Genomic DNA, 24,484 nt, shown 5'->3' with positions numbered 1-24,484 from the left:
GCCAACCCCTCGGTGGTCGAGTAGCGAGCGCCAACGAGGCCCTGCCAACCCCTCGGTGGTCGAGTAGCGAGCGCCAGCGAGCGTATCGAGACCCGCTGATGCCGCAAGAGAGGTCTCGATACGCCGCCGCTCGTTCCCCGCGACGGCTACTCGACCAACGAAACAAGCCCGCAGCGCGGCCTAACCCACTCCGCCGCGACGAACCAACGAGCGTCAGCGCGCGAGCAACCGGGCGGCCTCGGCGGCCCAGTAGGTGAGCACGACGTCCGCGCCGGCCCGCCGGATCGAGAGCAGCGTCTCGAGGATGGCCAGCTCGCGGTCGATCCACCCGTTCGCCGCGGCCGCCTCGAGCATGGCGTACTCGCCGGAGACGTTGTACGCCGCGACCGGGACGTCGACCGCGTCGCGCACCCGGCGGATCACGTCGAGGTAGGCGAGGGCGGGCTTCACCATGACGATGTCCGCACCCTCGTCGACGTCGAGGAGCGCCTCCCGGACGCCTTCCACGGCGTTCGCGGAGTCCTGCTGGTAGGTCCGCCGGTCGCCCTCGAGCGAGGACCCGACCGCCTCGCGGAACGGGCCGAAGAAGGCGGAGGCGTACTTCGCGGAGTACGCCAGGATCGAGATGTCCGTGTGCCCGGCACCGTCGAGGGCCTCGCGGATCGCGCCGACCTGGCCGTCCATCATCCCGCTCGGCCCGACCATGTCGACGCCGGCGGCTGCATGGGCGAGCGCCATCTCGGCGTACAGCTCCAGGGTGCGGTCGTTGTCGACCCGGCCGTCGGGGGTGAGGACGCCGCAGTGGCCGTGGTCGGTGAACTCGTCGAGACACAGGTCGCTCATCACCGTGATCGCGTCGCCGACCTCGGCGACGACGTCAGCGATCGCGACGTTGAGGATCCCGGCCGGGTCGAGCGCACCCGACCCGGTCGCGTCCTTCGAGGCCGGGATGCCGAACAGCATCACACCGCCGAGCCCCAGCGACGCCGCCTCCGACACCGCCGCGAGCAGGGACGAGCGGGTGTGCTGCACGACGCCCGGCATCGACGAGATCGGCTGCGGCTCGGAGATGTCCTCGCGCACGAAGACGGGCAGGATCAGCTGCCGCGCCTCGAGGGAGGTCTCGGCCACCATCCGGCGCAGCGCCGCGGTGGTCCGCAGGCGCCGCGGCCGGACGACGGGACCGAGGTGGCTCATCGGGAGGTGCTGGCCTTCCGGCGCGCCGACGGCTTGCGGTCGGACGGGCGGGTGACCGGCTGGCCGGCCTCGACCATCGCGATCCGGCGGGCGGCACCGAAGTCGGCGAGCGCGTCGACCAGCTCGTCGACGTCCGGCCTGGCGGCCAGCACGTCGACCCGCAGGCCGTGCTCCTCGGCGGTCTTCGCGGTCGCGGGCCCGATCACGGCGATCACCGTCGACGGGTGCGGCTTGCCGGCGATGCCGACCAGGTTGCGCACCGTGGAGGACGAGGTGAACACGACCGCGTCGAACTTCCCGGTCTTGATCGCGTCGCGGGTCGGCGCCGGCGGCGGTGCGGCCCGGACCGTCCGGTACGCCGTCACGTCGTCGCACTCCCAGCCGAGGTCGATGAGGCCGGCGACGAGGTTCTCGGTGGCGATGTCGGCGCGCGGCAGGAAGACCCGGTTGATCGGGTCGAGCAGCTCGTCGTACTCGGGCCAGTCCTCGAGGAGGCCGGCCGCGGACTGCTCACCGGACGGCACCAGGTCGGCGCGCAGGCCCCATGCGGCGATCGCCTGCGCGGTCTTGTCGCCGACCGCGGCGATCTTCAGGCCCGAGAAGGCGCGCGCGTCGAGGCCGTACTCCTCGAACTTCTCGCGGACCGCGCGGACCGCGTTGACCGAGGTGAACGCGATCCACTCGTACCGGCCCTCGACCAGGCCGCGCACGGCCTTGTCCATCTGCTGCGGGTTGCGCGGCGGCTCGACCGAGATGGTCGGCACCTCGTCGGGCACGGCGCCGTAGCCGCGGAGCCGCTGCGAGACCGATCCGGCCTGCTCCTTGGTGCGGGGCACCAGGACGCGCCAGCCGAACAGCGGCTTGGTCTCGAACCAGGACAGGGACTCGCGCAGGTCGACCACGTCACCGACGACGGTGACCGCCGGCGGGGACATCCGGGCGTTCCGGGCGTCCGCGGCGATCCGCTCCAGGGTGGAGGTGACCGTCGACTGCTCGGTGGTGGTGCCGACGCGGGTCATGGCCACGGGCGTCTGCGGTGAGCGGCCGGCGGCGACCAGCGCCCTGGCGATGTCGCCGATCTGGCCGACCGCCGAGAGCAGCACGAGCGTGCGCTTGTCGGCGTACTGCGCCCAGTCGACCTTGTCACCGCACGTCACGACGGCGACCTCGCGGTGGTCCTTCGTGGTCAGCGGGACGCCGGCGTACGCCGGGACCGCGGTGACCGACGAGACGCCGGGGACGATCTCGAACGCGATGCCCGCCTTCACGCAGGCCTGCGCCTCCTCGGGGCCGGACGCGTACAGGAACGGGTCGCCGGACATCAGGCGGACGACGCGCAGCCCGCGCTTCGCCTGCCGCACGACGACCTTCGCCCGAGCGGCGTGGGTGAGCGGCTGCCCGTCCTCCCCGAAGCCGCCGTCGACGAGCTCCGGCCCGTCCTCGGTGGCGCCCCGCAGGACCCGGACCAGCTCGGTGTGCTCGGGCACCTCGGTGATCACGACGTCGGCCTGCTGCAACAGGTCCACGGCGCGCACCGTCAGCAGGCCCGGGTCGCCCGGACCGCTGCCGACGAACGACACCCAGCCGCGGGTGGACCCCGTGCCGGTGGTGGTGGTCTTGCCTCGCGTCATGCGTCCTGCCTCTTGTCTGCTGCGGGTGATGTCAGTCCTGCTGCCCCGTCGGCGAGCATCTCGTCCGCCAACCGGGTTCCGACGCCGTGTGCGTCGTTGGGCTTCCCCGTCGCGGACATCCGCACCGAGAGCGCCCCGTCGGGTGAGAGCGCAACCGCCCGCACCCAGAGCTCTTCGCCGTCGTCGCCCTCGACGACCTCCGCCAGGGCCCCGATCGGCGCGGAGCACCCGCCCTCGAGGGTGGCGAGGACCGCGCGCTCGGCCGTGACCGCCGCCCGGGCGTGCGGATCGTCGAGGACGGCGGCGATCTGGTCACCCAGCTCGTCGTCCGCCCGGCACTCGACCGCCAGCGCCCCCTGCCCGGGAGCGGGCAGCATCTGCAACGGGTCGAGCACCTCGGTCGCCTCGTCGAGGCGGCCGAGCCGGGCCAGACCCGCTCGCGCGAGCACGACGGCGTCGTACTCACCGGAGCGGACCTTGCCGATCCGGGTGTCGACGTTCCCACGAACGCCGACCACGTCCAAACCGAGGCCGAGGGCGTGCAGCTGCGCGACCCGGCGCGGGGAGCCGGTGCCGACCCTGCTGCCGACCGGCAGCTCGCCGAGCGTCAGCCCGTCGCGGGCCGCGACGACGTCGCGCGGGTCCTCACGGGCGGGTACGGCGACCAGCGCGATCCCCTCGGCGGCATAGGTCGGCAGGTCCTTGAGCGAGTGCACGGCGATGTCCACGCGGCCGTCCAGGAGGGCGTCGCGCAGCGCGGAGACGAACACGCCCGTCGACGCCGTGCCCGCGAGCGGGGTGCCGGCGGCCTGGGTGCGGTCGCCCTCGGTGCTGATCTCGACGAGCTCGACCTCGCGGCCGAGACGCTGCGACAGCTGGTCGGCGACCAGCCGGGACTGGGTCGTCGCGAGGGCCGAGGCCCGGGTGCCGATCCGGATCGTCCGGGTCATGAGAGACCCTCCGCCCGGGTCACGGCGTCCACGGCCTCGGGGTCGAGCGCGAACAGCTCGGCCAGGGCGGCGGCGTACGACACGGCGCCGGTCTCGTTCGCGAGCTCCTTGACCCGGACCGTCGGCTGGTGGAGCAGCTTGTCGGCGACCCGGCGCACGGTGTGCAGCACCTCCGCGCGGGTGGCGTCGTCGAGGTCGGGGAGCCGGCCGGCGAGCCGCTCCATCTCGGCGTCGACGACCGAGGTCGCCATCGAGCGGAGCGCGACGACGGTCGGCGTGACGCTCGCCTGGCGGCGGGCGCCGAGGAACGCGGAGACCTCCTGGGCGACGATCCGGCGCACCTCGAGGACCTCGCGGCCGGCGTCGGAGTCGCGCAGCTCCTCCGCGAGCTCGGCCAGGTTGATCAGCGTGACGCCGGGCAGCTCGGCGACCGTCGGGTCGACGTCGTGCGGGAGCGCCAGGTCGATGATCGCGAGCTCGCGGCCACCGGCGGTCGCCGCGGCGACGACCTCGCGGCTGACGACGAGTCCGGTGGAGCCGGTGCAGGAGACCAGGACGTCGGCGAGCGCGAGCTCGGCCTCGAGGTCGGCGAGGGCGGCCGCGCGGGCGCCGTACTCGGCCGCGAGCCGGTCGGCGTTGCCGGTGGTGCGGTTGGCGACGGTGACGCTGCCCGCGCCGCGGCGGGCGACGGTGGCGGTCGCGAGTCCCGCCATCGCACCGGCACCGAGCACCAGCACCCGCTTGCCGGAGAGGTCACCGACGGCGGCGTGGGTGCGGTCCAGGGCGGCGCTCACCAGCGAGGGTGCGGCGCGGTCGATGTCGGTCTCGGCGCGGGCCCGCTTGCCGACCCGGAGCGCCTGCTGGAACAGCAGGTTCAGGGCCGGGCCGACGGTGCCGATCTCCTGGCCCGAGCTCAGCGCGTCGCGGGTCTGGCCGAGGATCTGCCCTTCGCCGACGGCCATCGACTCGAGGCCGGCGACGACCTGGAACAGGTGCGAGACCGCGCCGTCGTCGTAGTGCACGTAGAGGTGCGGCAGCATCGCCTCGGTGGACTCGCCGGCGCGCTCGACGAGCAGCCGGGACACCTCCTCGACGGAGCCGTGGAAGCGGTCCACCTCGGCGTAGATCTCGAGCCGGTTGCAGGTCGCGATGACGGTCGCCTCGGTGACGTGCTCGCAGGCGGCGACGTCGTCGATGAGCTTGTGCACACCGTCACCGTCGAGCGCGACCCGCTCCAGCAGCGAGACGGGCGCGGACTTGTGGGACATCCCCACCACGAGAACGCTCACGCGGGCGCCCCCTGACCGGTCTTGCGCTGCTCGCGGTAGGCCAGGATCTGCAGCTCGATCGAGAGGTCGACCTTGCGCACGTCGACCTGGTCGGGCACGTTCAGCGGGAACGGCGCGAAGTTCAGGATGCTGGTGATGCCGCAGGCGACCATCCGGTCGGCGACGTCCTGCGCCGACAGCGCCGGCGTGGCGATCACGCCGATCGCGACGGAGTGCTCGCGGACGATCCCCTCCAGGTCGTCGAAGGGGCGAACCTCGATCCCGGCGACGACCTCGTCGCGGCGGGCCGGGTCGGCGTCGAGCAGCGCCACCACGCGGAAGCCGCGGCTGCGGAAGCCGGAGTAGTTCGCGAGCGCCTGGCCGAGGTTGCCGATGCCGACGATGACGACCGGCCAGTCCTGGGTGACCCCGATCTCACGGGCGATCTGGTAGCGCAGGTAGTCGACGTCGTACCCGACCCCGCGCGTGCCGTAGCTGCCGAGGTAGGAGAGGTCCTTGCGCAGCTTCGCGCTGTTCACCCCGGCCGCGCCCGCGAGCTCCTCGCTCGAGCAGGTGCCGGTGCCCTGCTCGGAGAGCGTGGTGAGGGCCCGGAGGTAGACGGGCAGTCGCGCGACCGTCGCCTCGGGGATGTCCCGGGCACTCTCGGGGGAGGTCCGTGCGGTCACTGCAGCTCTTTCCATCACCAGGTGACTGGGCCGTCGTCGGGCATGGCGAACGACGCTCATTTCGAGGCCCGCTGCGCACCCGGCGGCGCCTTCACTGTAGGAGTTTGTGAACGGGAGAACAAACCGGGACGGCACCCTGCGGGCGTTGGGCTTAGCACATGTGACATGAGCCACTCCCGCGGGGTCGGACTAGGCGCGCAGAGCCGTTCGGAGCCGCTGCTCGTCGACCCGCCAGAAGTCGTGCTGGCGGCCGTCCACGAACGTCACCGGGATCTCCTCGCCGTACCTCTCGGCCAGGTCCGGGTCGTCGTCGATCGACACCTCGTCGTACTCCTCGCCGAGCTCGGCGCAGACCCGCGCGACCACCTCCCGGGCGTCGTCGCAGAGGTGGCAGCCCGGGCGTGAGTACAGCGTGACGCGCGCGGTCATCGGGTCACTCGAGGAGCCCGACGCTGCGCCGTCGCTCGATCCCGCGCAGCCGGCCCTTCTGCACCTTCCCGGTGACGGTCTTCGGCAGCTCGTCGACGACCTCGATCCGGGAGGGCCGCTTGAACCGGGCCAGCCGGACCGCGCAGTGCTCCCGCACCGCCGCGACGATCGCGTCGGGGTCGCTGGCGGGCGCGCGGACGTAGGCGACCACGGCCTCGCCGGTGTGCGGGTCGTCGACGCCGATCACCGCGACGTCGAGCACTCCGGGGACCTCCTCGACCACGTCCTCGACCTCGGTCGGGTAGACGTTGAAGCCGCTGACGATCACCAGCTCCTTGAGCCGGTCGACCAGGAACAGGTCGCCGTCCTCGTCGAGGAAGCCGACATCGCCGGTCGACCACCAGCCCTGGTCGTCCGGGCCGGAGTCGCCGTCGGGCCAGTAGCCGCTGAACAGGTTCGCGCCGCGGACCTGGATCTCGCCGGGGTCCTCGCCCTCGGGCGGCCGGCCGGTCTCGTCGACCAGGCGCAGCTCCACCCCCGGCAGCGCCGCCCCGACCGAGCCGACCTTGGGCCGGGCGCTGCACAGCGTGCTGGTGACGACCGGCGCGGCCTCGGTGAGCCCGTAGCCCTGGTGGACCGGGATCCTGGTGCGCGCGGTGAACCGCTCGACGACCTCGGCCGCCAGCGGAGCCGAGCCCGACAGGATCAGCCGCACCGGTCCGAGGTGCTCGGCCAGGTCGGGCTCGTCCTCCCAGTACGCGAACACCGGCGGGGCGAGGGGTACGACGCTGCACGCCTCGTCGTCGATGAGGCCGAGCGTCTCGTGCGGGTCGAAGCGCTCCACGAGCACCAGCTTCGCCCGGTGGCACAGCACGCCGCCGAGCACGGCGTTCAGGCCGTAGACATGGAACAGCGGGAGCACCCCGAGCACCACGTCGTCGCCGTGCATCATCGGCGGGTCGACCTCGGCGACCTGCTGGAGGTTCGCGAGCAGCGCCCGGTGGGTGAGCATCGCGGCGCGCGGGCGACCCGAGGTACCGCTGGTGTACAGGAGGGCGGCGAGCTTCTCGGGGTCCTGGAGCGGCGGCACGGGGCGCGCCGGGGCGGCCCGCAGCTCGTCGTACGACGGCTCGCCCATGACCACCACGCGGGGCGCCGGCTCGAGCGTCGCGACGGCCTCGCGCACGGCGCCGGCGGAGGCCTCGTCGGCGACCACCACGCGCGAGCCCGAGTCCTCGAGCATCCGCGCCAGCTCGCCGACCGTGGACCCGGGGTTGACCGGCACCGCGACCGCCTGCGCCCGCAGCACGCCGAGGTAGGTCGCGACGAACTCGAGGCGGTTGCCGGAGGCGATCATCACCCGTTGCCCGCCTACGACCCCAGCGGCGCCGAGGCCGGTGGCGATCCGCCCGACCTCGTCCTCGAGGCCGCCCCAGGTCAGCGACCGGCCGCCGGACTCCACCACCGCGAGGTGGTCGGGCTGCTCGGCGGCAGCGGTGGCGACCAGCTCCGCGACGTCGCGCACTCCGGACATGGGCCGATCCTTCCACAGCGTCCGTGCCCACCGCCGCCGAGCACTAGGCTCCGACTGTGTCCGAGAAGCGCGCGAGGCCACGCAACCTCCAGCTCCGCTCCGTGCTCGCGGGCGAGGCCGCCGCGGCCGCCGCGGAGGTCGAGTCCGCGCTCACGCCGCCGACCGATCCCGATGCGGCCGCGTTCTTCGACGTCGACAACACCGTGATGCAGGGCGCCAGCATCTTCCACCTCGCCCGCGGCCTGCACCGGCGGAAGTTCTTCACGACCCGCGAGATCCTCGGCGCGGCCTGGAAGCAGGCCTACTTCCGCGTCGTCGGGGTCGAGGACCCCGAGCACGTCGCCGACGCCCGCGCCTCCGCGCTCGGATTCATCGCCGGGCACACCGTCACCGAGCTCCAGGAGCTGGGTGAGGAGATCTTCGAGGAGGCGATGGCCGACCGGATCTGGCCGGGCACCCGCGCCCTCGCGCAGATGCACCTCGACGAGGGCCAGCGGGTCTGGCTGGTCACCGCGGCGCCGATCGAGATCGCCCAGATCATCGCGCGCCGGCTCGGGCTCACCGGGGCGATGGGCACGGTCGCCGAGCACCAGGACGGCGTCTACACGGGCCGGCTGGTCGGGGACCTGCTGCACGGCCCGGCCAAGGCCGAGGCGGTGCGCGCGCTGGCCGAGCGCGAGGGACTCGACCTGCGCCGCTGCTCGGCGTACTCCGACTCGGCCAACGACCTGCCGATGCTGTCCCTGGTCGGCGATCCCTGCGCGATCAACCCGGACGCCAGGCTGCGCGCGCACGCCCGCGAGCAGGGCTGGCGGATCCACGACTACCGGACCGGGCGCAAGGCGGTGCGCGGTGGACTCGTCGTCGGAGCCGTCGCCGGCGCGGTCTCCGGTGCGGTCGCGGCGGGCGTCGCACTCAGGAGCAAGCGTCACTGATCGTCCGTAACCATCCCGGCACGCGAGACGGTTCCCAGAACCGTAACTCGCGTTTACGATGGGGAAGGCTTCGGGGGAAGCTTTCTGGGAGGATCGATCCATGTCGTCGGAGGACAGCGACGTCGTGCACGGGCTGGACGCCCTGCGCCGGCTCGTCGCCCAGGCGCTGCTGAGCGGGCGCCCCGCGCTGGTCGGCGCGCCCGGGATGCTCCTCACCGAGGCGATCGCGAGCGACCGCGCCGGGGCCGGCACCGGTGGCGGCGGTGGGTACGACGACGCCGACCTGGCCGCCTCCTCGGAGGAGGACGCCGCCGAGCGGACCCGGCTGATCGCGCTGGTCGAGCTGGCCCGCAAGGGCGACGCAGACGCGTTCGGCATGCTCTACGACCACTACCAGGCCTCCGTCTACCGGTTCCTCTTCTACCGGACCCGCTCCAGCACGCTGGCCGAGGACCTCACCTCGGAGACGTTCTTCCGCGCGCTGCGGAGCATGAACAACTTCCGGTGGCAGGGCAAGGACTTCGGGGCCTGGCTGATGACGATCGCCAGGAACCTCGCCACCGACCACTTCAAGGCCGGCCGGACCCGCCTCGAGCTGACGACCGAGGACATGGCGCTGCACGACGACGCCACCGAGGGGCCCGAGTCGTCGGTGCTCGCCGGTCTCACCAACGAGATCCTCCTCAAGGCCCTCACCGAGCTGCCGCCCGAGCAGCGCGACTGCCTGGTGATGAGGTTCCTCCAGGGCATGAGCATCGCCGAGACGGCCGAGGTCCTCGGCCGCTCCGACGGCGCCGTCAAGCAGCTCCAGCTGCGCGGGGTGCGCAACCTCGCGAAGCTGATGCCGGAAGGGATCCGGGACTGATGACGCGGCTCCACGAAATCGTTTACGTAGCGGATCCCCGCCGCGTAACCTCGCCGCCCCGCGCGTCGTTGGGTTCGACATGACATGGGGCTTCACGGCGCAACGTCGCGCCGACGCGTTCCAGGACCTGGTCGAGGCCCCCTCGGCTGGTGAACCGGCGACCCGGGACGCCGATCTCCTCGAGCTGGTCGGCGCCCTCCGGACCGTCCCCCAGGTGACCGCGCGGCCCGAGTTCGTCGCCGACCTGCGGATGCAGCTGATGGCGGAGGCCGCCACGGCCCTCGTCCCCGCGGACACCTCCAGGCTCCGGCTCCCCGACCGCCGCCCGACGCGCGAGCGGCGGCTCGCCGCCGTGATCGGCGGCATCGCGGTCGTCGGTGTCACCACCGGGGTCGCGGTCGCGTCGCAGGGCGCGCTGCCCGGCGACTCCCTCTACCCGATCAAGCGCGTCATCGAGAGTGCCCACACCGGCCTGTCCGTCGGCGAGGGCGGCAAGGGCGCCACGATGCTCGGGAACGCCTCCGACCGCCTCACGGAGGTCGACGCGCTGACGCACCAGGACAACCTCGGCGACGACCTGCGCATCGCCGACACGCTCAACACCTTCACCGACCAGGCGACGCAGGCCTCCGACCTGCTGCTCGCCGACTACGCGCACACCGGCGACGCGGCCTCGATCGCGCAGCTGCGCGACTTCGCCTCCTCCAGCCTCGACCAGCTCGAGGCGCTCGAGCCGCTCATCCCGGCCGACGCCCGCGACGAGCTGATCCGCGCGGCCCGGGCCATGGAGGCCATCGACTCGGAAGCGGGCCAGCGCTGCCCGGACTGCGGGGGTACGCCGATCGCGTCGATCCCGCCGCTCCTCACCGCGGCACAGGAGAACGTCTTCGTGCCCCTCGCGCCGCGCGACACCGGCGCGCCGGGCTCCGGCACCGGCGGCAAGCAGCACCGGCACGGCGACGGCGGCCGCCCGAACCTGCCCCACGTCCAACCCGGCGACCTCGGGCCCGGCAGCGTCTCCGACCCCGGTCAGGGCTCGGGCGACGGCTCCGGCTCGGACCCGATCCAGGCGATCACCGACAGCCTCAGCGCCGGCGGCAACTCGCACGGCACCCCGTCGAGCGGCGGCTCGTCGCTGCCGTCGGTGGACGACGTCGTGGACGGCGTCACCGGCATCCTCGAGGGTGCCGTCGGCGGGCTGACCGGGCAGACCCCCTCGCCGTAGCCCGTCCGGGCACCGGTCAGCGGAACACGGACTCCCGCTGCATCAGGAGGGAGTACAACGTCTGCTGGATCGTCTCCCGCACCTGGTCGGTCACGTTGAAGACCAGCATCGGGTCGTCGGCCGCGCCCTGGTCGAACTCGTCGGTGCGGATCGGCTCGCCGAACTCCAGCAGCCACTTGGACGGCAGCGGCACCAGGCCCAGCGGGCCGAGCAGCGGGAAGAACGGCGTGATCGGGATGTACGGCAGCCCGAGGAGGCGGGCCAGCGACGGGACGTTCCCGACCAGTGGGTAGATCTCCTCGGCGCCCACCACGGAGAGCGGCACGATCGGCACGCCGGCGCGGAGGGCGGCCGACACGAAGCCGCCCCGGCCGAAGCGCTGGAGCTTGTAGCGCTGGGAGTACGGCTTGCCGATGCCCTTGAACCCCTCCGGCCACACGCCGACCAGCTCGCCGCCGCGCAGCATCCGCTCGGCGTCCTCGTTGCAGGCCAGCGTCGCGCCGCTGCGTCGTGCCATGGTGCTGACGAACGGCAGCCGGAACACCAGGTCGGCGCCGAGCGGGCGCAGGAACCGGCCGGTGGCGTCGTGGATCGAGACCATCGTCATCAGCCCGTCGACCGGGATCGTCCCGGAGTGGTTGGAGACGACCAGCGCCCCGCCCTCGGTGGGGATGTTCTCCACCCCGCGGACCTCGACCCGGAACCACTTCTCCGCGATCGGCCGCAGCGTCGCCATCAGGAAGCGCTCGGTGACCTCCGGGTCGAAGCCGTACTCGTCGACCTCGAAGGCGCCGGTCAGACGGCGGCGCAGGAACGCGAGGAACCGGGCCAGCTGCGGCTCCCACTGATCGCCGAACACCTCGGTCGCCGCCCCGCGCAGGGCGGCCTGCCAGTCCGAGACGGGGATGCCACCTGCGGGCACGCGATCGACGGCCGTGACGGGCGCGCGCTCGGCCACCGGGTCCGGCTGGGCGGCCGTCCTCTTCGGCGGCGGAGCCTTCTTCGCCGCCGCCTTCTTCACCGCGGCCTTCTTCACCGCAGCCTTCTTCGCCGGGGCCTTGGTGGCCGGCGGCTTGGCCGACAGGCCGCGGGCGGCCGAGGACGGCTGCGTGCTGCCGGTGCCGCGGCCGGGTCGGCCGCGGGTCCCGATCGGGATGATCTCGGCGTCACCCATGGACGACTCCTCCGTCGGGCTCGGGCAGGCCGGCGGCGACCCGGGCGAGCACCCGCTCGGCCCGGCCGCCGGTGGGCGTGAGGGGCTCGGCGAAGTCGGCGACGGCGGCCGCGGTGGAGAACGCCGGCTCGAAGCCGAGCTCGCGCCGCATCCGGGTCGTGTCGACGCCGCGGCCGTAGGTGATCAGCGCGAGCAGCTCCGGCGAGAGGTCGGTGACCCGGGCGGAGCGGAGCGCGGAGCCGACCCCGCCGACGGCGAACGACGGCAGCGCGACCGAGGCCCGCCCCAGACGGCGCAGGACCTGCGAGAGCGTGAGGACACCGTCACCCGCGACGTTGAAGGTGCCGGCGGCCTCCGTGGTCGCCGCGTGCCGGAGCACGTCGACGAGGTCCTGCTCGTGCAGCAGCTGGAGGCGGGGGTCGAAGCCGAGCACGGTCGGGACGACCGGCAGGCGGAGGTACGCCGTCAGCGGGCTGACGACGTGGGGTCCGATGACGTTGGCGGCGCGGATCGTCGTCACGCGGACGTCCGGGCGGCGGCGGGCGAACCCACGGACGTACCCCTCGACCTCGGCGAGGTCCTTGGCGTACCCGGCCCGCGGCGCGCGGCGCGGCTCCATGGCCTCGGTGAACATGGCCGGGTCGCGGCTGCTCGCGCCGTAGATCGTGGTGGACGACTTGACCACCAGGGAGCGCAGCCCCGGCGCCTTCTGGCAGGCGGCCAGCAGCTGCATCGTCCCGATGACGTTGAGCTCCTTCATCGTGTTCCGCCCGCCGGCGGAGCCGGGGGTGGCGATGACGCTCATGTGGACGACGGTGTCGACGTCCTCCTTGACGATCACCTTGGCGATGACCGGGTTGCGGATGTCCGCACGCACGAAGGAGACGTCACCGATGTCGCCGCGAGGCGGCACCGCGTCCACGCCGATCACCCGGGCGACGCCGGGCTCGGCAGCCACCGCACGCGCGAATCGGCGGCCGAGGTCGCGCGAGACCCCGGTGACCAGGACGACCCTGCCGGCGCTGCCCATGCGGCGTGCGCGTGCCTACTTGCCGAGCTTGCGACGCTGGACGCGCGTCTTCTTCAGCAGCTTGCGATGCTTCTTCTTGGCCATGCGCTTGCGCCGCTTCTTGATGACAGAACCCACAGGGAAACCTTTCAACGCACTATTGCGGTCCCCGGTCGGCCCGCGGGACCGGCCAAGCCTATCCGGCGTGGTCGCCCGCGGCAGAATCGGCCCGTCAGCCGGCGCTGTAGAAGCTCTTGCGCAGGTACTCGTCGACGTCCTTCTCGAGGACGCGGAACGACCGGCCGACCCGCACGGCCGGGAGCTCGCCGTTGTGGACCAGGCGGTACACGGTCATCTTGGAGACCCGCATCATCGCGGCCACCTCGGCAACGGTGAGGAACTTCGAGTCGGAGATGTCCCCGGAGTTGGTAGCCATCGTGCACCGATACTTTCTGTCTGACGCGCCACCGGCTTCCCCACCGGTGAGTGCACGCGTCACGCAAGCGTGAGAATAGAGCCTGATGTGACTCGTGGGGAAGGGGTTCACCAAAGTAGCCCGCGGGACGCGGCGTGTCCGCTTGCGTCCGGCCTGCAGATGTCTAGGGCAGCGGATCCAGTCCGTGCAGCGGGAACGCCGCCATCCGGGTCGCGTGGATGGCCCGGTCCAGCCAGGCCTCGGGGTCGTACCCCTCACGCCAGTCCCGGTAGGCCGGGGTCCGCCCGTCGGTCATCCGGTACGGCGCGACCCGGCCCAGGGCCGTGCGCACGTGGTCCCGCCACACGTCGGGGGTGTCGGTGAGCGGGTCGAGCGGGCTGCCGCCCACGATCGCGAGCAGGTGGGTCCAGGCGCGCGGCACCACCTCGACCAGGGCGTAGCCGCCCCCTCCCGTCGCCACCCAGCGCCCCTCGCAGACCTCGTGGGCGAGATCGTGGAGGGCGAGGTACGCCGCGCGCTGGCCGTCCACGGTCAGGCTCAGGTGCGCGAGCGGGTCCTCGACGTGGGAGTCACAGCCGTGCTGGGTGACCAGCACGTCGGGACGGAACTCGCGGAGCAGGTCCGGCACGACCGCGTGGAAGGCGCGCAGCCAGCCGCCGTCGCCGGTGCCCGGCGGGAGCGCGACGTTCACCGCCGTCCCGAGGGCGTCCGGCCCACCCAGGTCGTTCGGGAACCCGGTGCCGGGGAACAGGATCTGCCCGGTCTCGTGCAGCGAGATCGTCAGGACCCGTGGGTCGTTCCAGAAGATCCGCTCCACCCCGTCGCCGTGGTGCACGTCGACGTCGACGTACGCGACCCGTTCGGCGCCCTGGTCGAGGAGCTGCTGGATGCCGACGGCGACGTCGTTGTAGATGCAGAACCCGCTGGCCCGGCCGCGCATCGCGTGGTGCAGGCCACCGGCGATGTTCACCGCGTGCAGGGACTCGCGCGACCAGACCCGGCGGAACGCCTCCACGCTGGCGCCGACGATGTGCGCCGCCGCGCGGTGCATCCCCGGGAAGACCGGGTTGTCGTCGGTCCCGAGACCGCGGGCCTCGTCGTACTCGGCCTTCATCACCGCCTCGATCAGCGCGGCGTCGTGCACCCGCGCGATCTGGTCCTCGGTCGCGACCGGCGCCGGGACGCGCACCAGCCGCGCACCGGCCGCCCCGACCACGCCGAGGCTCTCGGCGAGCCGCATGGTGAGGTCCACGCGCACCGGTGACATCGGGTGGGAGGCACCGAAGTCGTACTCGGTGAGGCTCTGGTCGAAGACCACCACCGCGGGCCCGGGACACATCGTCGACGCCGGAGGCATGCCGGCGACGGTACCGGTACTCTGGGGGCGTGCTGACGCGTCCCATGTTGTGGTGGCCCGCCTGAGGGCGGACCACCTCTCGACGCGCACCCACGTCACCCACCGGCCGCCCACGGGCGGCCGTTGTCGTGTCCGGCGCCGACCCGTGGGCTCTCACAGGAGCTCACCATGACCCGCACCCTCTCCCTCCTCACCCCGTCCGGGCGGCTCACGCTCGGCAGCTACCTCGGGGCCCTCCGCCCCATGTCGCGACGCCAGGAGGACGCCTTCTACGGCGTCTCCGACCTGCACGCGATGACGACCGAGCACGATCCGCGGCTGCTGCGCGCGTACGCCGACGAGACGGCCGCGCTGTTCCTCGCCACCGGGCTGGACCGGGCGACGCTGTTCCGGCAGAGCCACGTGCCCGCGCACGCGCAGCTGGCCTACCTGCTCGAGTGCGTCGCCACGACCGGTGAGCTGAACCGGATGATCCAGTTCAAGGAGAAGGGCCGAGGTGTCGACTCGACGCGCGTCTCGCTGTTCACCTACCCGGCGCTGATGGCGGCCGACATCCTCCTGTACCGGCCGGCCCAGGTCCCCGTGGGCGCCGACCAGAACCAGCACGTCGAGCTCACCCGGGACCTCGCACTGCGCTTCAACCGCCGGTACGGCGAGGTGTTCACGATCCCCGAGGTCGTCACCGCCACGGACGGCACCGCCCGGGTCATGGACCTGCTGCACCCGACCCGCAAGATGTCGAAGTCCGCCGACGCGGCCGGTTCGGTGTGCCTGCTCGACCCGCCCGACGTCGTACGCCGCAAGGTCGCCCGGGCCGTGACCGACTCCGATACGGGGCCCGATGCGGTCCGGGCCGAGCGGGAGACCAAGCCCGGCGTCACCAACCTGCTGGACATCCTGGCCGCGTGCGGGGGCTCGGCCGACGGGATCACGACGTACGGCGCCCTCAAGCGGGCGGTGACCGACGCGGTGGTCGCGGAGCTCGAGCCGGTGCAGAAGCGGTACGCCGAGCTCGCCGCGGACCCGAGCCACGTGGCGTCGGTGTTCGCCGCCGGCGCGGCCCGCTGCCGGGAGGTGACGGCGCCGGTGGTCGCCGCGGCCCAGACCGCACTCGGACTCTGATCTTGAACATGTTCAAAAACGGGCGTACGGTCGCTCCATCGGAAGTTTTGAACACGTTCAAGAAAGCGAGAGCACCGTGACCTGGACCGTCGGCACCTACGTCGTCTACCTGCTCATCACCGTCCCCCTCACCATCTGGGTCGCCAGCACCCTGTCGCGCAACGGCCGGGTCTTCCTGGAGGACGTGTTCGCCGGGGACGAGCGGCTCGCGCACGCCGTGAACCGGCTGCTCGTCGTCGGCTTCTACCTGCTGAACCTCGGCTTCGTGATGCTCTTCCTGCGGATCAGCGAGCCGGTCGCCGACCTGCGCGGCATGTTCGACACCCTCAGCGTGAAGGTCGGGGTCGTCACGCTGACGCTCGGCGTCCTGCACTTCGTCAACGTCTACGCGTTCAACGCGATCCGCCGCCGGAGCCGGCTGGAGCGGACCCGGACCGCGCCGCTCCCGCCGCAGGGCTTCCTCCCGCCGACGCAGCCGGCGTACCCCGCATGACCGCGGTGGCCGTCGAGCGCCTGACGGTGCTCACCGACCCGGACTGCCCGCTGTGCCGGGGATTCGCGGGGTGGCTGGCCCGGCAGCCGATGCTGGTCCCGCTCGACGTGGTCGCGGCCGGCTCGCTCGAGGCGCAGCGCCGGTTCCCGGACCTCGACCACGCGCGCACCCTCGAGGAGGTCACCGTGATCGGCGGGGACGGTGCGATGTGGGTCCACGACCGGGCGTGGGTGATGTGCCTGTGGGCGACCCGGTCCTACCGCGGGCTGGCCGAGCGGCTGTCCAGCCCGCGGCTGCTGCCGACGGCCCGCGCCGCGGCGTACGGCGCCGCCGGGCTCCGTCACCTGTTGGGCTCCAGGGGCGCGTCGGGGGGTGACTACGCTGATGACTGTGCCGGACCCTGCCGCCCGCTCCCCCAAGGCTGAGCAGACCAGGCAGACCATCGTGGACGCTGCGATGCGGCTGTTCAGCCGCGACGGCTACGGGCGGACGACGATGCGCGCGATCGCGACCGAGGCCGGGGTCTCCCTCGGGAACGCCTATTACTACTTCGGCTCCAAGGAGCACCTGATCCAGGCGTTCTACGACCAGCTCCAGGTCGAGCACGAGGCGGCGGCGGAGCGGGTCCTCGGGCGGGACAGCCGGTTCGACCAGCGGCTGCGCGGCGTGCTGGACGCGTGGCTGTACGTCGCCGAGCCGCACCACGAGTTCGCCGGTGAGTTCTTCCGCAACGCCGCGGACCCGCACAGCCCGCTGTCGCCGTTCAGCCCCGAGTCCGCCCCGGCCCGGGACGCCTCCATCGGGGTCTTCCGCACGCTGGTGACCGGCTCGAACGTCAAGGCGTCCGCGGACCTCCGCGCCGAGCTGCCTGAGCTCCTGTGGCTGCTGCAGATGGGCGTGGTGCTGTTCTGGGTGTACGACGACAGCCCGCGCCAGGAGCGCAGCCGGCGGCTGGTCGCCGGCCTGGTGCCTATCGTGGACCGGCTCGTGAAGCTCGCCCGGCTGCCCGTCGCTCGCGGGCTCGTCGACGACGTCCTCGGGCTGGTCAGGGACCTGCGGTCATGATCGGCCGCCTCGTCGCGATGGCGTACGTCGGGACGGTGGCCGGGCTCGCGGGTGCCGGTTTCGCCGGCGACTCCACGGTGGCGATCCTGTCCGCGACAGCACTCGCGCTCCCCTCCGGCCTCGCGGGCCTGGTCGCCTTCTACGCGGCGTACGGCCTCCTGGCACTGGTGCCCGGCGCGAACCCCGACGCGAGCAGCGGGAGCGGGTCGTGCAATGCGGGCGGGGCCTGTGAGTCGTCGTCCACCGGGGACCTCGCCTCGTGGTTCCAGCTCACCACCGACGCCATCGGGGTGTTCATGCTGACCGCCGCGGCGATCACGAACGTGCTCCTCGCCCACTGGCTGCTCACCCGGTCTCGGCGTGCCCGCTCACGGCCGTCGGCCGGCGGCCGGCCGTAGCCAGCCGCCGCGCCGCGGGGACACGCCTCGCGATGCCGGACACCCGACGCCCTGGTCGACCTTGTCGGGTGAAACCCGACGGACACGCCGGGGCAGCGCGGCGTGTCGGTCGGGTTTCTCCGGTCAGCCGGAGAAACCGGCCGGCGTGTCGCCGCGCTGCGGGCACGCGCCCGCGCGATGCCCGACAGACCACGCGCTGGCCGACCTTGTCGGGTGAAACCCGACGGACACGCCGGGGCAGCGCGGCGTGTCGGTCGGGTTTCTCCGGTCAGCCGGAGAAACCGGCCGGCGTGTCGCCGTCAGCTGCCGTCGGCGAGCGACCGCGAGCGGTCGCGGGCGGCCTCCATGGCGGCGAGGAACGCCGCGCGGACCTTGTGCACCTCGAGCTCGCGCAGCGCGGCGGCCGTGGTCCCGCCGGGCGAGGTGACCTGCTCGCGCAGCACGACGGGGTGGGTGCCGGTCTCGCGGAGCATCTTCGCCGAGCCGACCACGGTCTGGACGACGAGCTCGGTCGCGGTCGCGCGCGGCAGGCCGAGGTGGACACCGGCCTCGATCATCGACTCCACGACGAAGAAGATGTAGGCCGGGCCGGAGCCGGAGATCGCGGTGACCGCGTCCTGCTGGCGCTCGGGGATCCGGACGACCCGCCCGACCGAGGCCATCAGCGACTCGGCCTCGGCGAGGTGCTCCTCGGAGCAGTGCGAGCCGGGCGAGACCGCGGCCATGCCCTCGTCGACCAGGGCCGGCGTGTTCGGCATGACCCGGACGACCGCGACGCCCTCGGGCACCCGGGACTCGATGAACGCCGTCGTGATCCCGGCGGCGAGCGAGACGACGAGCTGGCCGGGGCGCAGCTCGCCGGCGATCTCGTCGAGCAGGTCCGCCATGTCCTGCGGCTTGACCACGAGCGCGAGGGTGTCCGCCTTGCGGGCCGCCTCGGCGTTGCCGACCACTGCGACGCCGTACCGCTCCTCGAGCTCGCGGGCCCGGTCGGCCCGCTTCTCGCCGACCAGGAGGTGGTCGACGCGGCGGCCGGCGCGGACCAGGCCGGACAGCAGGGTCTCCCCCATCACGCCGGCTCCGAGGATCGCGGTCTGCGCCATGTCGTACCTACTTCTTGGAGATCAGGGACCTCAGGAAGAATGTCAGGTTCTGCGGGCGCTCGGCGAGCCTTCTCATCAGGTAGCCGTACCACTCGAGGCCGTAGGGGACGTAGACCCGGACGGTCTCGCCGTCCTTCGCCAGGCGCCGCTGCTCCTCGGGGCGGATGCCGTAGAGCATCTGGAACTCGTAGGTCCCCGGGGTGCGGCCGTAGCGGCTGGCCAGCGACGAGGCGATCCGGACCATCCGCGGGTCGTGGGTGGCGATCATCGGGTAGCCCTCGCCGGCGAGCAGCACCTTGAGGCAGCGCACGTAGGACCGGTCGATCTCGAGCTTGTCGACGAACGCGGCGTGCTCGGGCTCGAGGTACGCACCCTTGCACAGCCGGACCCGTGAGCCCTCGTGGGCCAGCGCGCGGCAGTCGGCCTCGGTCCTCCGCAGCGCCGCCTGCAGCACCGCGCCGGTCTCGGGGAAGTCCTTGCGCAGCTCGTGCAGGATCGCCAGTGTCGAGTCGGTGGTGGTGTGGTCCTCCATGTCCAGCGTCACCGTCGTGCCGGCGTTGCGGGCTGCGCGACAGATGGTGCGGGCGTTCTCGAGCGCGATCTTGTGACCGTTGTCCGGAAGGGCCTGCCCGACGGCGCTGAGCTTGACCGACACCTCGGCGCTCCGGGTCAGCCCGCGGACGGCGAGCTGCTCGAGGAGGTCGACGTACGCCGCCACCGTGGCCTCCGCCTGCTCGGCGTCCAGGGTGTCCTCACCGAGGAAGTCCAGGGTGACCCGGAGCCCGTCGTCGACCAGGTCGGCGGTGGCGTCGACGGCGGTGGCGGTGGTCTCGCCGGGGACGTAGCTGCGGACGATCCCGGCCGAGACCGGCATGGTGCTGACCGCCTTCTTGACCGCGGCGCTGCGGGCCAGGAGGAGGAGCGGCTGACGGAGGAGCGACATGTCCCTCAGGCTACGACGGGAGGGTCCGAACCTCCGATTTCAGGGGGTACGCCGGCGCAGCGTGGCCGCCCCCAGCGCGAGGCCGGCCAGGGCGAACCCCGCCACCACCGCGAGGTCCTGCCAGACGTCCGCGGTGGCGGTGGTGCTGGTGAGGGTCTGCATCGCGTCGACCGCGTAGCTGAGCGGCAGCACGTTGCTGACCGCCTCCAGGGTGGCGGGCAGCTGGTCGCGGGGGATGAACAGCCCGCAGAGCAGGATCTGCGGGATCACCAGCGCCGGCATGAACTGGACCGCCTGGAACTCGGTCTGGGCGAACGCACTCACGAACAGCCCGAGCGCGGAGCCGAGCACCGCGTCGACGACGGCGACGACGGTGAGCAGCCAGACCGGGCCCTGCACGTCGAGGCCCAGGAAGCCGACGCTGAGCGCGACTGCGAGCGCGGACTGCACGGCCGCGACCACCCCGAACGCGACGCCGTACCCGAGCAGGAAGTCCAGCTTGCCCATCGGCATCGCGAGCAGCCGCTCGAGGGTGCCGCTGCTGCGCTCGCGCAGCGTGGTCACGCTGGTCACGAGGAACATCACGATGAACGGGAACATCGCCAGCAGCGCGGGACCGACCGCGTCGAAGACCGGCGTGTCCTTGAACATCCACCACAGCAAGGTGATCAGGACGCAGGGCAGCACCAGCAGGAGCGCGAGGGTGCGCCGGTCGCGGCGCAGCTGGACCAGCACCCGGCCGGCGATGGCGAACAGGATGCGTGGGTTCACGCGGCCGCCCCCCTGACGATCGCGAGGAACGCGTCCTCGATGTTGCCGGCGCCGGCCTTCTCCTTGATCTCCGTCGGCGTGCCGTCGGCGATGATCCGGCCCTCGCGCATCAGCAGCAGCCGGTCGCAGCGCTCGGCCTCGTCCATCACGTGGCTGGAGACGAACACGGCGGTGCCCCGGTCGGCGAGGTCGTGGAAGAGCCGCCAGAGGTCCGCGCGGAGCACAGGGTCGAGCCCGACGGTCGGCTCGTCGAGGACGAGCAGGTCGGGCTCGCCCAGGAGCGCGACGGCGAGGCTCGCCCGGCTGCGCTGCCCGCCGCTGAGCCGCCCGACGACCTGGTCACGGTGGTCGTCGAGGTCGACGGCGTCGACCGCGCGGTCCACGTGGGCCGGGTCGACGCCGAGCACGCGGGCGAAGAAGCGGAGGTTCTCGTCGACGGTGAGGTCGTCGTAGACGCTCGAGGCCTGGGTGACGTAGCCGACCCGGTCCCGCAGCCGGCTGCTGCCGGCGGGGTCGCCGAAGACGGAGACGGCGCCTCCCGCGACCTGCTGGACCCCGACCAGGCAGCGCATCAGCGTGGACTTGCCGCAGCCGGACGGTCCGAGGAGCCCGGTGACACCAGCCCCGACGGTGATGTCGAGGTGCTCGAGCACGGTGCGCCTCCCGCGTACGACGTGCAGGTCGTGGATCTCCACCGCGTTTTTCACCATGCGATGAATTGTGCTCCGGCGCGGACCCCTAGGGCAAGGGCCCGGTGAGGTAGCGCTGGAGGGTGGGGGCGTAGATCGCGACGACGTCCTCCGGGGGCATCGACGCGACCGGCTCCACCTCGAGCAGGTAGCGCACCAGGATCAGCCCGATGACCTGGCTGGCGACCAGGGGCATCCGGACGTCGGGGCGCTCGATGCCCAGCGCGACGCCGACCGGCTGGAGCACGGCCGGGAGGAAGCCGTCGGTCAGCAGCCGGTGGCCCGAGGGCTCGAGCATCCCCCGGGCCAGTCCCAGCAGCGGCAGCCGGAGCTCCGGGTCGTCCCAGACCGAGAGGAAGACCCGCAGCATCCGCTCCCCGGCACCGTCCGGGCCCTCGGCGGCCGCCCCCGCCAGCGCGGCGCGCGGGTCGACCGGCAGCTCGAGCGCCGCGACGAACAGGTCGTCCTTGGTGCCGAAGTAGTGGTGCACGAGCGCCGCGTCGACACCGGCGGCGGCGGCGACGGACCGGACGGTCGTGGCGGCATACCCATGGGCGGCGAACGACGATCGGGCGGCGGCCAGGATCGCGGCGCGCGTGTCGGGCGCCCCGGGGCGGCGGCCGCGACGCGGCGCCGCGGACGTCACGGGGTCGCCACCGTGAGGTGCTCGCGCGCGAACTCGAGCGACTCCCGCAGGTCCGCCTCGCGCTCGACCACGTCACGGCACTTGCGGGTGTTGATCTCGACGACGATCTCGCCGGCGAACCCCACCTTGGCCAGGTGCCGCAGGAACGGTGCGGCGCCCATCGAGCCGCGCCCGGGCACGAGGTGCTCGTCCTTGGCCGAGCCGGTGCCGTCGGTCAGGTGGATGTGCCGCAGCCGGTCGCCGAGCCGCCTGGCCATCAGGATCGGGTCGGACTGCGCGATCGCGGCGTGCGACAGGTCGATGGTGGTGTTGGCGTAGGGCTCCTCGGAGGGGTCCCAGCCGGGCAGGTACATCTCCATGCCGCGCCTGGTCGAGGCCCGCCACGGATACATGTTCTCGACGGCGAACGCGATGCCGGTCGACGTCTCCAGGGCTGCGATGCCCTCGACGAACCCGGCGGCGTACGTCTTCTGCCAGCGGAACGGCGGGTGGACGACGACGACCTCCGCCCCGACGGCCTGCGCCATCTCGGCGGAGCGCTCCAGCTTGCCCCACGGCTCGGTGCCCCAGACCCGCTGCGTGAACAGCAGGCACGGCGCGTGCACGGCGCTGATCGGGACGCCGTGGTGCTCGGCGAGCTGCTTCACCGCGGAGGTCTGCTGGCTGAGCGCGTCGATGCCGACCATCACCTCGACGGCGTCGTACCCGAGCGAGGCGGCGTACCCGAACGCGTGCGCTGACGACTCCGGGTAGACCGAGACCGTCGACAGGCCGATGCGCGGCGCCATCAGAGTCCGGCCGTGATCTGGTCGAGCCGCTCGAGGATCACACCCTCGCGGAGCGCCCACGGGCAGATCTCCAGCTCGGACAGGTCGAAGATGTCCATCACCGCCTCCGCGACCAGCGCCCCGGGCACCACCTGGTGGCTGCGGCTCGGCGAGACACCCGGCAGCCCGGCGAGCTCGCCCGGCGTCATCGCGACCAGCTTCGGGATCCACTCGGTGAGGGTCGCGAGCTGCAGCCAGCGCGCCACGAGCGGCCCGTCGGCCGAGGGCGCCGCGCCGCAGATCCGGGCGAGCGAGCGGAACGTCTTCGACGTCGCGGCCGCGCGGTCGGGGGTCCCGGCGCGCAGCAGCCGGCCCGCGTCGCGGGCGATCTCGGCGCGGATCCCCTTGCGCATCTGCCGGACGTCGTCCTCCTCGGGGACACCGCCGGCGAAGTGCTGCCGGGCCAGCCGCGCCGCACCCAGCGGCAGCGACCAGGCGACGTCCGGCTCCTCGTCCGCGCCCCCGGCGATCTCCAGGGAGCCGCCGCCGATGTCGAACACCGACAGCCGGCCCGCGGACCAGCCGCACCACCGGCGGACGGCGAGGAACGTCAGCCGCGCCTCGTCCTCGCCCGACAGCACGGCGATCTCCTGTCCGGTCCGCTCGCGGACCCGGGCCAGCACGGCCTCGCTGTTGACCGCGTCCCGCACCGCCGAGGTGGCGAACGCCAGCATGTCCTCGCTGCCCTTGTCCTCCGCGACGCGCAGTGCCTGGGCGGTGAACTCGGCCAGCGCGTCGATGCCGGCAGCGGTCACCGCGCCGGTCCCGTCGAGGTGCTCGGCGAGGCGCAGCGGCTGCTTGTAGGAGTAGGCCGGGAGCGGCGCGGCGCCGCGGTGGGCGTCCACCACGAGCAGGTGTCCGGTGTTGGACCCGATGTCGAGCACGCCCAGACGCATGGCTCCACGCTACTAGGCACGTAGGGTTTCCCCGTGCCCGAAGTCGACCTGGTGTTCCCCCGTGCGTTCGTCGAGTTCGTCAACCCCGCCGACGAGACCGAGGTGTTGAAGTGCGACCTCACCTGGCTGACGTCGTCGTACATGTGCATCTTCGGCCAGGGCTGCCCCGGCATCTACGCGGACGCCCCTGACGTCGGCTGCTGCACGCTCGGCGCCCACTTCGCCGACAAGGACGACGAGAAGCGGGTCGCGGCGTACGTCGGGATGCTCGACGACGAGCTCTGGCAGCACAAGCCGGCCGGCAAGGTGCGCAAGCAGGACTGGATCGAGGTCGACGACGAGGGCGAGCGCAAGACGCTCACCATCACCGTCGACGGCCAGCAGGCATGCGTGTTCCACAACCGCCCGGACTTCAAGAACGGCGCGGGCTGCGCCCTGCACGCACTGGCGTTCGTGCTCGGCAAGAACCCCCTCGAGACCAAGCCGGACGTCTGCTGGCAGCTGCCGATCCGGCGTACCTTCCGCGAGGTCAGCCGGCAGGACGGCACGACGTACACCGAGGTGACGATCGGCGAGTACGACCGGCGCGGGTGGGGACCGGGCGGTCACGACCTCGACTGGTACTGCTCCGGCAACACCGAGGCGCACGTCAACGTCGAGCCGCTCTACGTCACCAACGCGCCCGAGCTGACCGAGCTGATGGGCGCGGCGGCGTACGCCGAGCTGGTGCGGCACTGCGAGGCGCACCTGCGGTCGCGGTCGGCGCTCGCCCTGCATCCGGCCGATCCGGCCTAGACCTCTCGACGTCAAGAGACCGGGACCCCGGTGTCCGGCG

28 protein-coding genes are annotated in these 24,484 nt (G+C 72.7%); 9 read left to right on the top strand and 19 right to left on the bottom strand.

What is annotated here, in order from left to right; genetic code table 11:
• Positions 1-213: 213 nt before the first annotated feature.
• From hemB to N538_RS0120260, 7 genes are all read right to left on the bottom strand, one after another.
• The gene (hemB, locus tag N538_RS0120290; RefSeq protein WP_028638820.1) at positions 214-1,197 is read right to left on the bottom strand and encodes a porphobilinogen synthase; all 984 of its coding nucleotides are present in this window, start codon (positions 1,195-1,197) and stop codon (positions 214-216) included.
• Entirely contained in the window at positions 1,194-2,828 is a 1,635-nt protein-coding gene (locus N538_RS0120285) for a uroporphyrinogen-III synthase (RefSeq protein ID WP_028638819.1), read from the bottom strand. Before N538_RS0120285 ends, hemB begins: the two co-directional genes overlap by 4 nt.
• The gene (gene hemC, locus N538_RS0120280) at positions 2,825-3,778 is read right to left on the bottom strand and encodes a hydroxymethylbilane synthase (protein WP_028638818.1); all 954 of its coding nucleotides are present in this window, start codon (positions 3,776-3,778) and stop codon (positions 2,825-2,827) included. The genes N538_RS0120285 and hemC overlap by 4 nt, the downstream gene beginning before the upstream one ends.
• Positions 3,775-5,067, bottom strand: a complete 1,293-nt coding sequence (locus tag N538_RS0120275) for a glutamyl-tRNA reductase (RefSeq protein WP_028638817.1) — start codon at positions 5,065-5,067, stop codon at positions 3,775-3,777. The genes hemC and N538_RS0120275 overlap by 4 nt, the downstream gene beginning before the upstream one ends.
• Positions 5,064-5,747, bottom strand: a complete 684-nt coding sequence (locus tag N538_RS0120270; protein ID WP_036571395.1) for a redox-sensing transcriptional repressor Rex — start codon at positions 5,745-5,747, stop codon at positions 5,064-5,066. The genes N538_RS0120275 and N538_RS0120270 overlap by 4 nt, the downstream gene beginning before the upstream one ends.
• Before the next feature lie 174 nt (positions 5,748-5,921).
• On the bottom strand, positions 5,922-6,161 hold the full coding sequence (locus N538_RS0120265) for a glutaredoxin family protein (protein ID WP_028638815.1): 240 nt from the start codon (positions 6,159-6,161) through the stop codon (positions 5,922-5,924).
• A 4-nt stretch (positions 6,162-6,165) separates the two neighbouring features.
• Complete coding sequence (locus N538_RS0120260) at positions 6,166-7,695, bottom strand: class I adenylate-forming enzyme family protein (RefSeq protein WP_036571394.1); 1,530 nt, start codon at positions 7,693-7,695, stop codon at positions 6,166-6,168.
• A 56-nt stretch (positions 7,696-7,751) separates the two neighbouring features.
• Between N538_RS0120260 and N538_RS0120250 the strand changes: the two genes are divergently transcribed.
• The 3 genes from N538_RS0120250 (at position 7,752) to N538_RS0120240 (ending at position 10,720) form a co-directional block, all read left to right on the top strand.
• Positions 7,752-8,630: an HAD family hydrolase gene (locus tag N538_RS0120250; protein ID WP_028638813.1), complete on the top strand. Its 879-nt coding sequence runs from the start codon at positions 7,752-7,754 to the stop codon at positions 8,628-8,630.
• Between the two features lie 100 nt (positions 8,631-8,730).
• Complete coding sequence (locus tag N538_RS0120245; protein WP_028638812.1) at positions 8,731-9,495, top strand: sigma-70 family RNA polymerase sigma factor; 765 nt, start codon at positions 8,731-8,733, stop codon at positions 9,493-9,495.
• A gap of 79 nt (positions 9,496-9,574) precedes the next feature.
• Positions 9,575-10,720, top strand: a complete 1,146-nt coding sequence (locus N538_RS0120240) for a DUF5667 domain-containing protein (protein ID WP_028638811.1) — start codon at positions 9,575-9,577, stop codon at positions 10,718-10,720.
• A 16-nt stretch (positions 10,721-10,736) separates the two neighbouring features.
• Here N538_RS0120240 and N538_RS0120235 read toward each other — a convergent pair whose 3' ends face one another.
• The 5 genes from N538_RS0120235 to N538_RS0120215 all read right to left on the bottom strand — a co-directional run bounded on the left by N538_RS0120235 (position 10,737) and on the right by N538_RS0120215 (position 14,696).
• Complete coding sequence (locus N538_RS0120235) at positions 10,737-11,894, bottom strand: lysophospholipid acyltransferase family protein (RefSeq protein WP_028638810.1); 1,158 nt, start codon at positions 11,892-11,894, stop codon at positions 10,737-10,739.
• A complete protein-coding gene (locus tag N538_RS0120230) occupies positions 11,887-12,924 on the bottom strand; it encodes an NAD-dependent epimerase/dehydratase family protein (RefSeq protein WP_028638809.1) in 1,038 nt (345 codons plus the stop codon). Before N538_RS0120230 ends, N538_RS0120235 begins: the two co-directional genes overlap by 8 nt.
• A gap of 15 nt (positions 12,925-12,939) precedes the next feature.
• Positions 12,940-13,041 (bottom strand): 30S ribosomal protein bS22, encoded by a 102-nt coding sequence (locus N538_RS28115; protein WP_008356322.1) that lies wholly within the window; start codon positions 13,039-13,041, stop codon positions 12,940-12,942.
• A gap of 94 nt (positions 13,042-13,135) precedes the next feature.
• Complete coding sequence (locus N538_RS0120220) at positions 13,136-13,339, bottom strand: helix-turn-helix domain-containing protein (RefSeq protein WP_028638808.1); 204 nt, start codon at positions 13,337-13,339, stop codon at positions 13,136-13,138.
• A 163-nt stretch (positions 13,340-13,502) separates the two neighbouring features.
• Positions 13,503-14,696, bottom strand: coding sequence for an acetoin utilization protein AcuC (locus N538_RS0120215; RefSeq protein WP_231496281.1), 1,194 nt, complete (start codon positions 14,694-14,696; stop codon positions 13,503-13,505).
• A gap of 168 nt (positions 14,697-14,864) precedes the next feature.
• Between N538_RS0120215 and trpS the strand changes: the two genes are divergently transcribed.
• The 5 genes from trpS (at position 14,865) to N538_RS0120190 (ending at position 17,774) form a co-directional block, all read left to right on the top strand.
• Positions 14,865-15,818: a tryptophan--tRNA ligase gene (gene trpS / locus N538_RS0120210; protein WP_028638806.1), complete on the top strand. Its 954-nt coding sequence runs from the start codon at positions 14,865-14,867 to the stop codon at positions 15,816-15,818.
• Between the two features lie 76 nt (positions 15,819-15,894).
• Positions 15,895-16,311: a hypothetical protein gene (locus N538_RS0120205; protein ID WP_028638805.1), complete on the top strand. Its 417-nt coding sequence runs from the start codon at positions 15,895-15,897 to the stop codon at positions 16,309-16,311.
• A complete protein-coding gene (locus N538_RS0120200; RefSeq protein WP_028638804.1) occupies positions 16,308-16,736 on the top strand; it encodes a hypothetical protein in 429 nt (142 codons plus the stop codon). The genes N538_RS0120205 and N538_RS0120200 overlap by 4 nt, the downstream gene beginning before the upstream one ends.
• Positions 16,702-17,376: a TetR family transcriptional regulator gene (locus N538_RS0120195; RefSeq protein WP_028638803.1), complete on the top strand. Its 675-nt coding sequence runs from the start codon at positions 16,702-16,704 to the stop codon at positions 17,374-17,376. The genes N538_RS0120200 and N538_RS0120195 overlap by 35 nt, the downstream gene beginning before the upstream one ends.
• Entirely contained in the window at positions 17,373-17,774 is a 402-nt protein-coding gene (locus N538_RS0120190) for a hypothetical protein (protein WP_028638802.1), read from the top strand. Before N538_RS0120195 ends, N538_RS0120190 begins: the two co-directional genes overlap by 4 nt.
• A gap of 299 nt (positions 17,775-18,073) precedes the next feature.
• Here the strand turns inward: N538_RS0120190 and proC are convergent, their stop codons facing one another.
• The 7 genes from proC to N538_RS0120150 are packed head-to-tail and all read right to left on the bottom strand — an operon-like array spanning position 18,074 to position 23,649.
• Entirely contained in the window at positions 18,074-18,877 is an 804-nt protein-coding gene (proC, locus tag N538_RS0120180; protein ID WP_028638801.1) for a pyrroline-5-carboxylate reductase, read from the bottom strand.
• Positions 18,878-18,884: 7 nt separating this feature from the next.
• Positions 18,885-19,820: a proline dehydrogenase family protein gene (locus tag N538_RS0120175; RefSeq protein WP_028638800.1), complete on the bottom strand. Its 936-nt coding sequence runs from the start codon at positions 19,818-19,820 to the stop codon at positions 18,885-18,887.
• 39 nt (positions 19,821-19,859) lie between these two features.
• Positions 19,860-20,591 carry an ABC transporter permease gene (locus tag N538_RS0120170; protein WP_028638799.1) on the bottom strand — a complete coding sequence of 244 codons (732 nt, stop codon included), beginning with the start codon at positions 20,589-20,591 and terminating at the stop codon, positions 19,860-19,862.
• On the bottom strand, positions 20,588-21,301 hold the full coding sequence (locus tag N538_RS0120165) for an ABC transporter ATP-binding protein (RefSeq protein WP_051549472.1): 714 nt from the start codon (positions 21,299-21,301) through the stop codon (positions 20,588-20,590). Before N538_RS0120165 ends, N538_RS0120170 begins: the two co-directional genes overlap by 4 nt.
• 28 nt (positions 21,302-21,329) lie before the next feature.
• Positions 21,330-21,926, bottom strand: a complete 597-nt coding sequence (locus N538_RS0120160) for a TetR/AcrR family transcriptional regulator (protein ID WP_028638797.1) — start codon at positions 21,924-21,926, stop codon at positions 21,330-21,332.
• A complete protein-coding gene (locus tag N538_RS0120155; RefSeq protein WP_028638796.1) occupies positions 21,923-22,714 on the bottom strand; it encodes a sugar phosphate isomerase/epimerase family protein in 792 nt (263 codons plus the stop codon). Before N538_RS0120155 ends, N538_RS0120160 begins: the two co-directional genes overlap by 4 nt.
• The gene (locus tag N538_RS0120150) at positions 22,714-23,649 is read right to left on the bottom strand and encodes a Ppx/GppA phosphatase family protein (protein WP_028638795.1); all 936 of its coding nucleotides are present in this window, start codon (positions 23,647-23,649) and stop codon (positions 22,714-22,716) included. The genes N538_RS0120155 and N538_RS0120150 overlap by 1 nt, the downstream gene beginning before the upstream one ends.
• 33 nt (positions 23,650-23,682) lie before the next feature.
• On the opposite strand from N538_RS0120150, the gene N538_RS0120145 reads away from it, so the two are divergent.
• Complete coding sequence (locus N538_RS0120145) at positions 23,683-24,444, top strand: hypothetical protein (RefSeq protein WP_028638794.1); 762 nt, start codon at positions 23,683-23,685, stop codon at positions 24,442-24,444.
• The last annotated feature ends 40 nt before the right edge of the window (positions 24,445-24,484 follow it).

The sequence above is a fragment of the Nocardioides sp. URHA0032 genome (genome assembly GCF_000620645.1).
Taxonomy (GTDB): Bacteria; Actinomycetota; Actinomycetes; order Propionibacteriales; family Nocardioidaceae; genus Nocardioides.
This window is presented reverse-complemented; position numbering and strand designations above follow the sequence as displayed.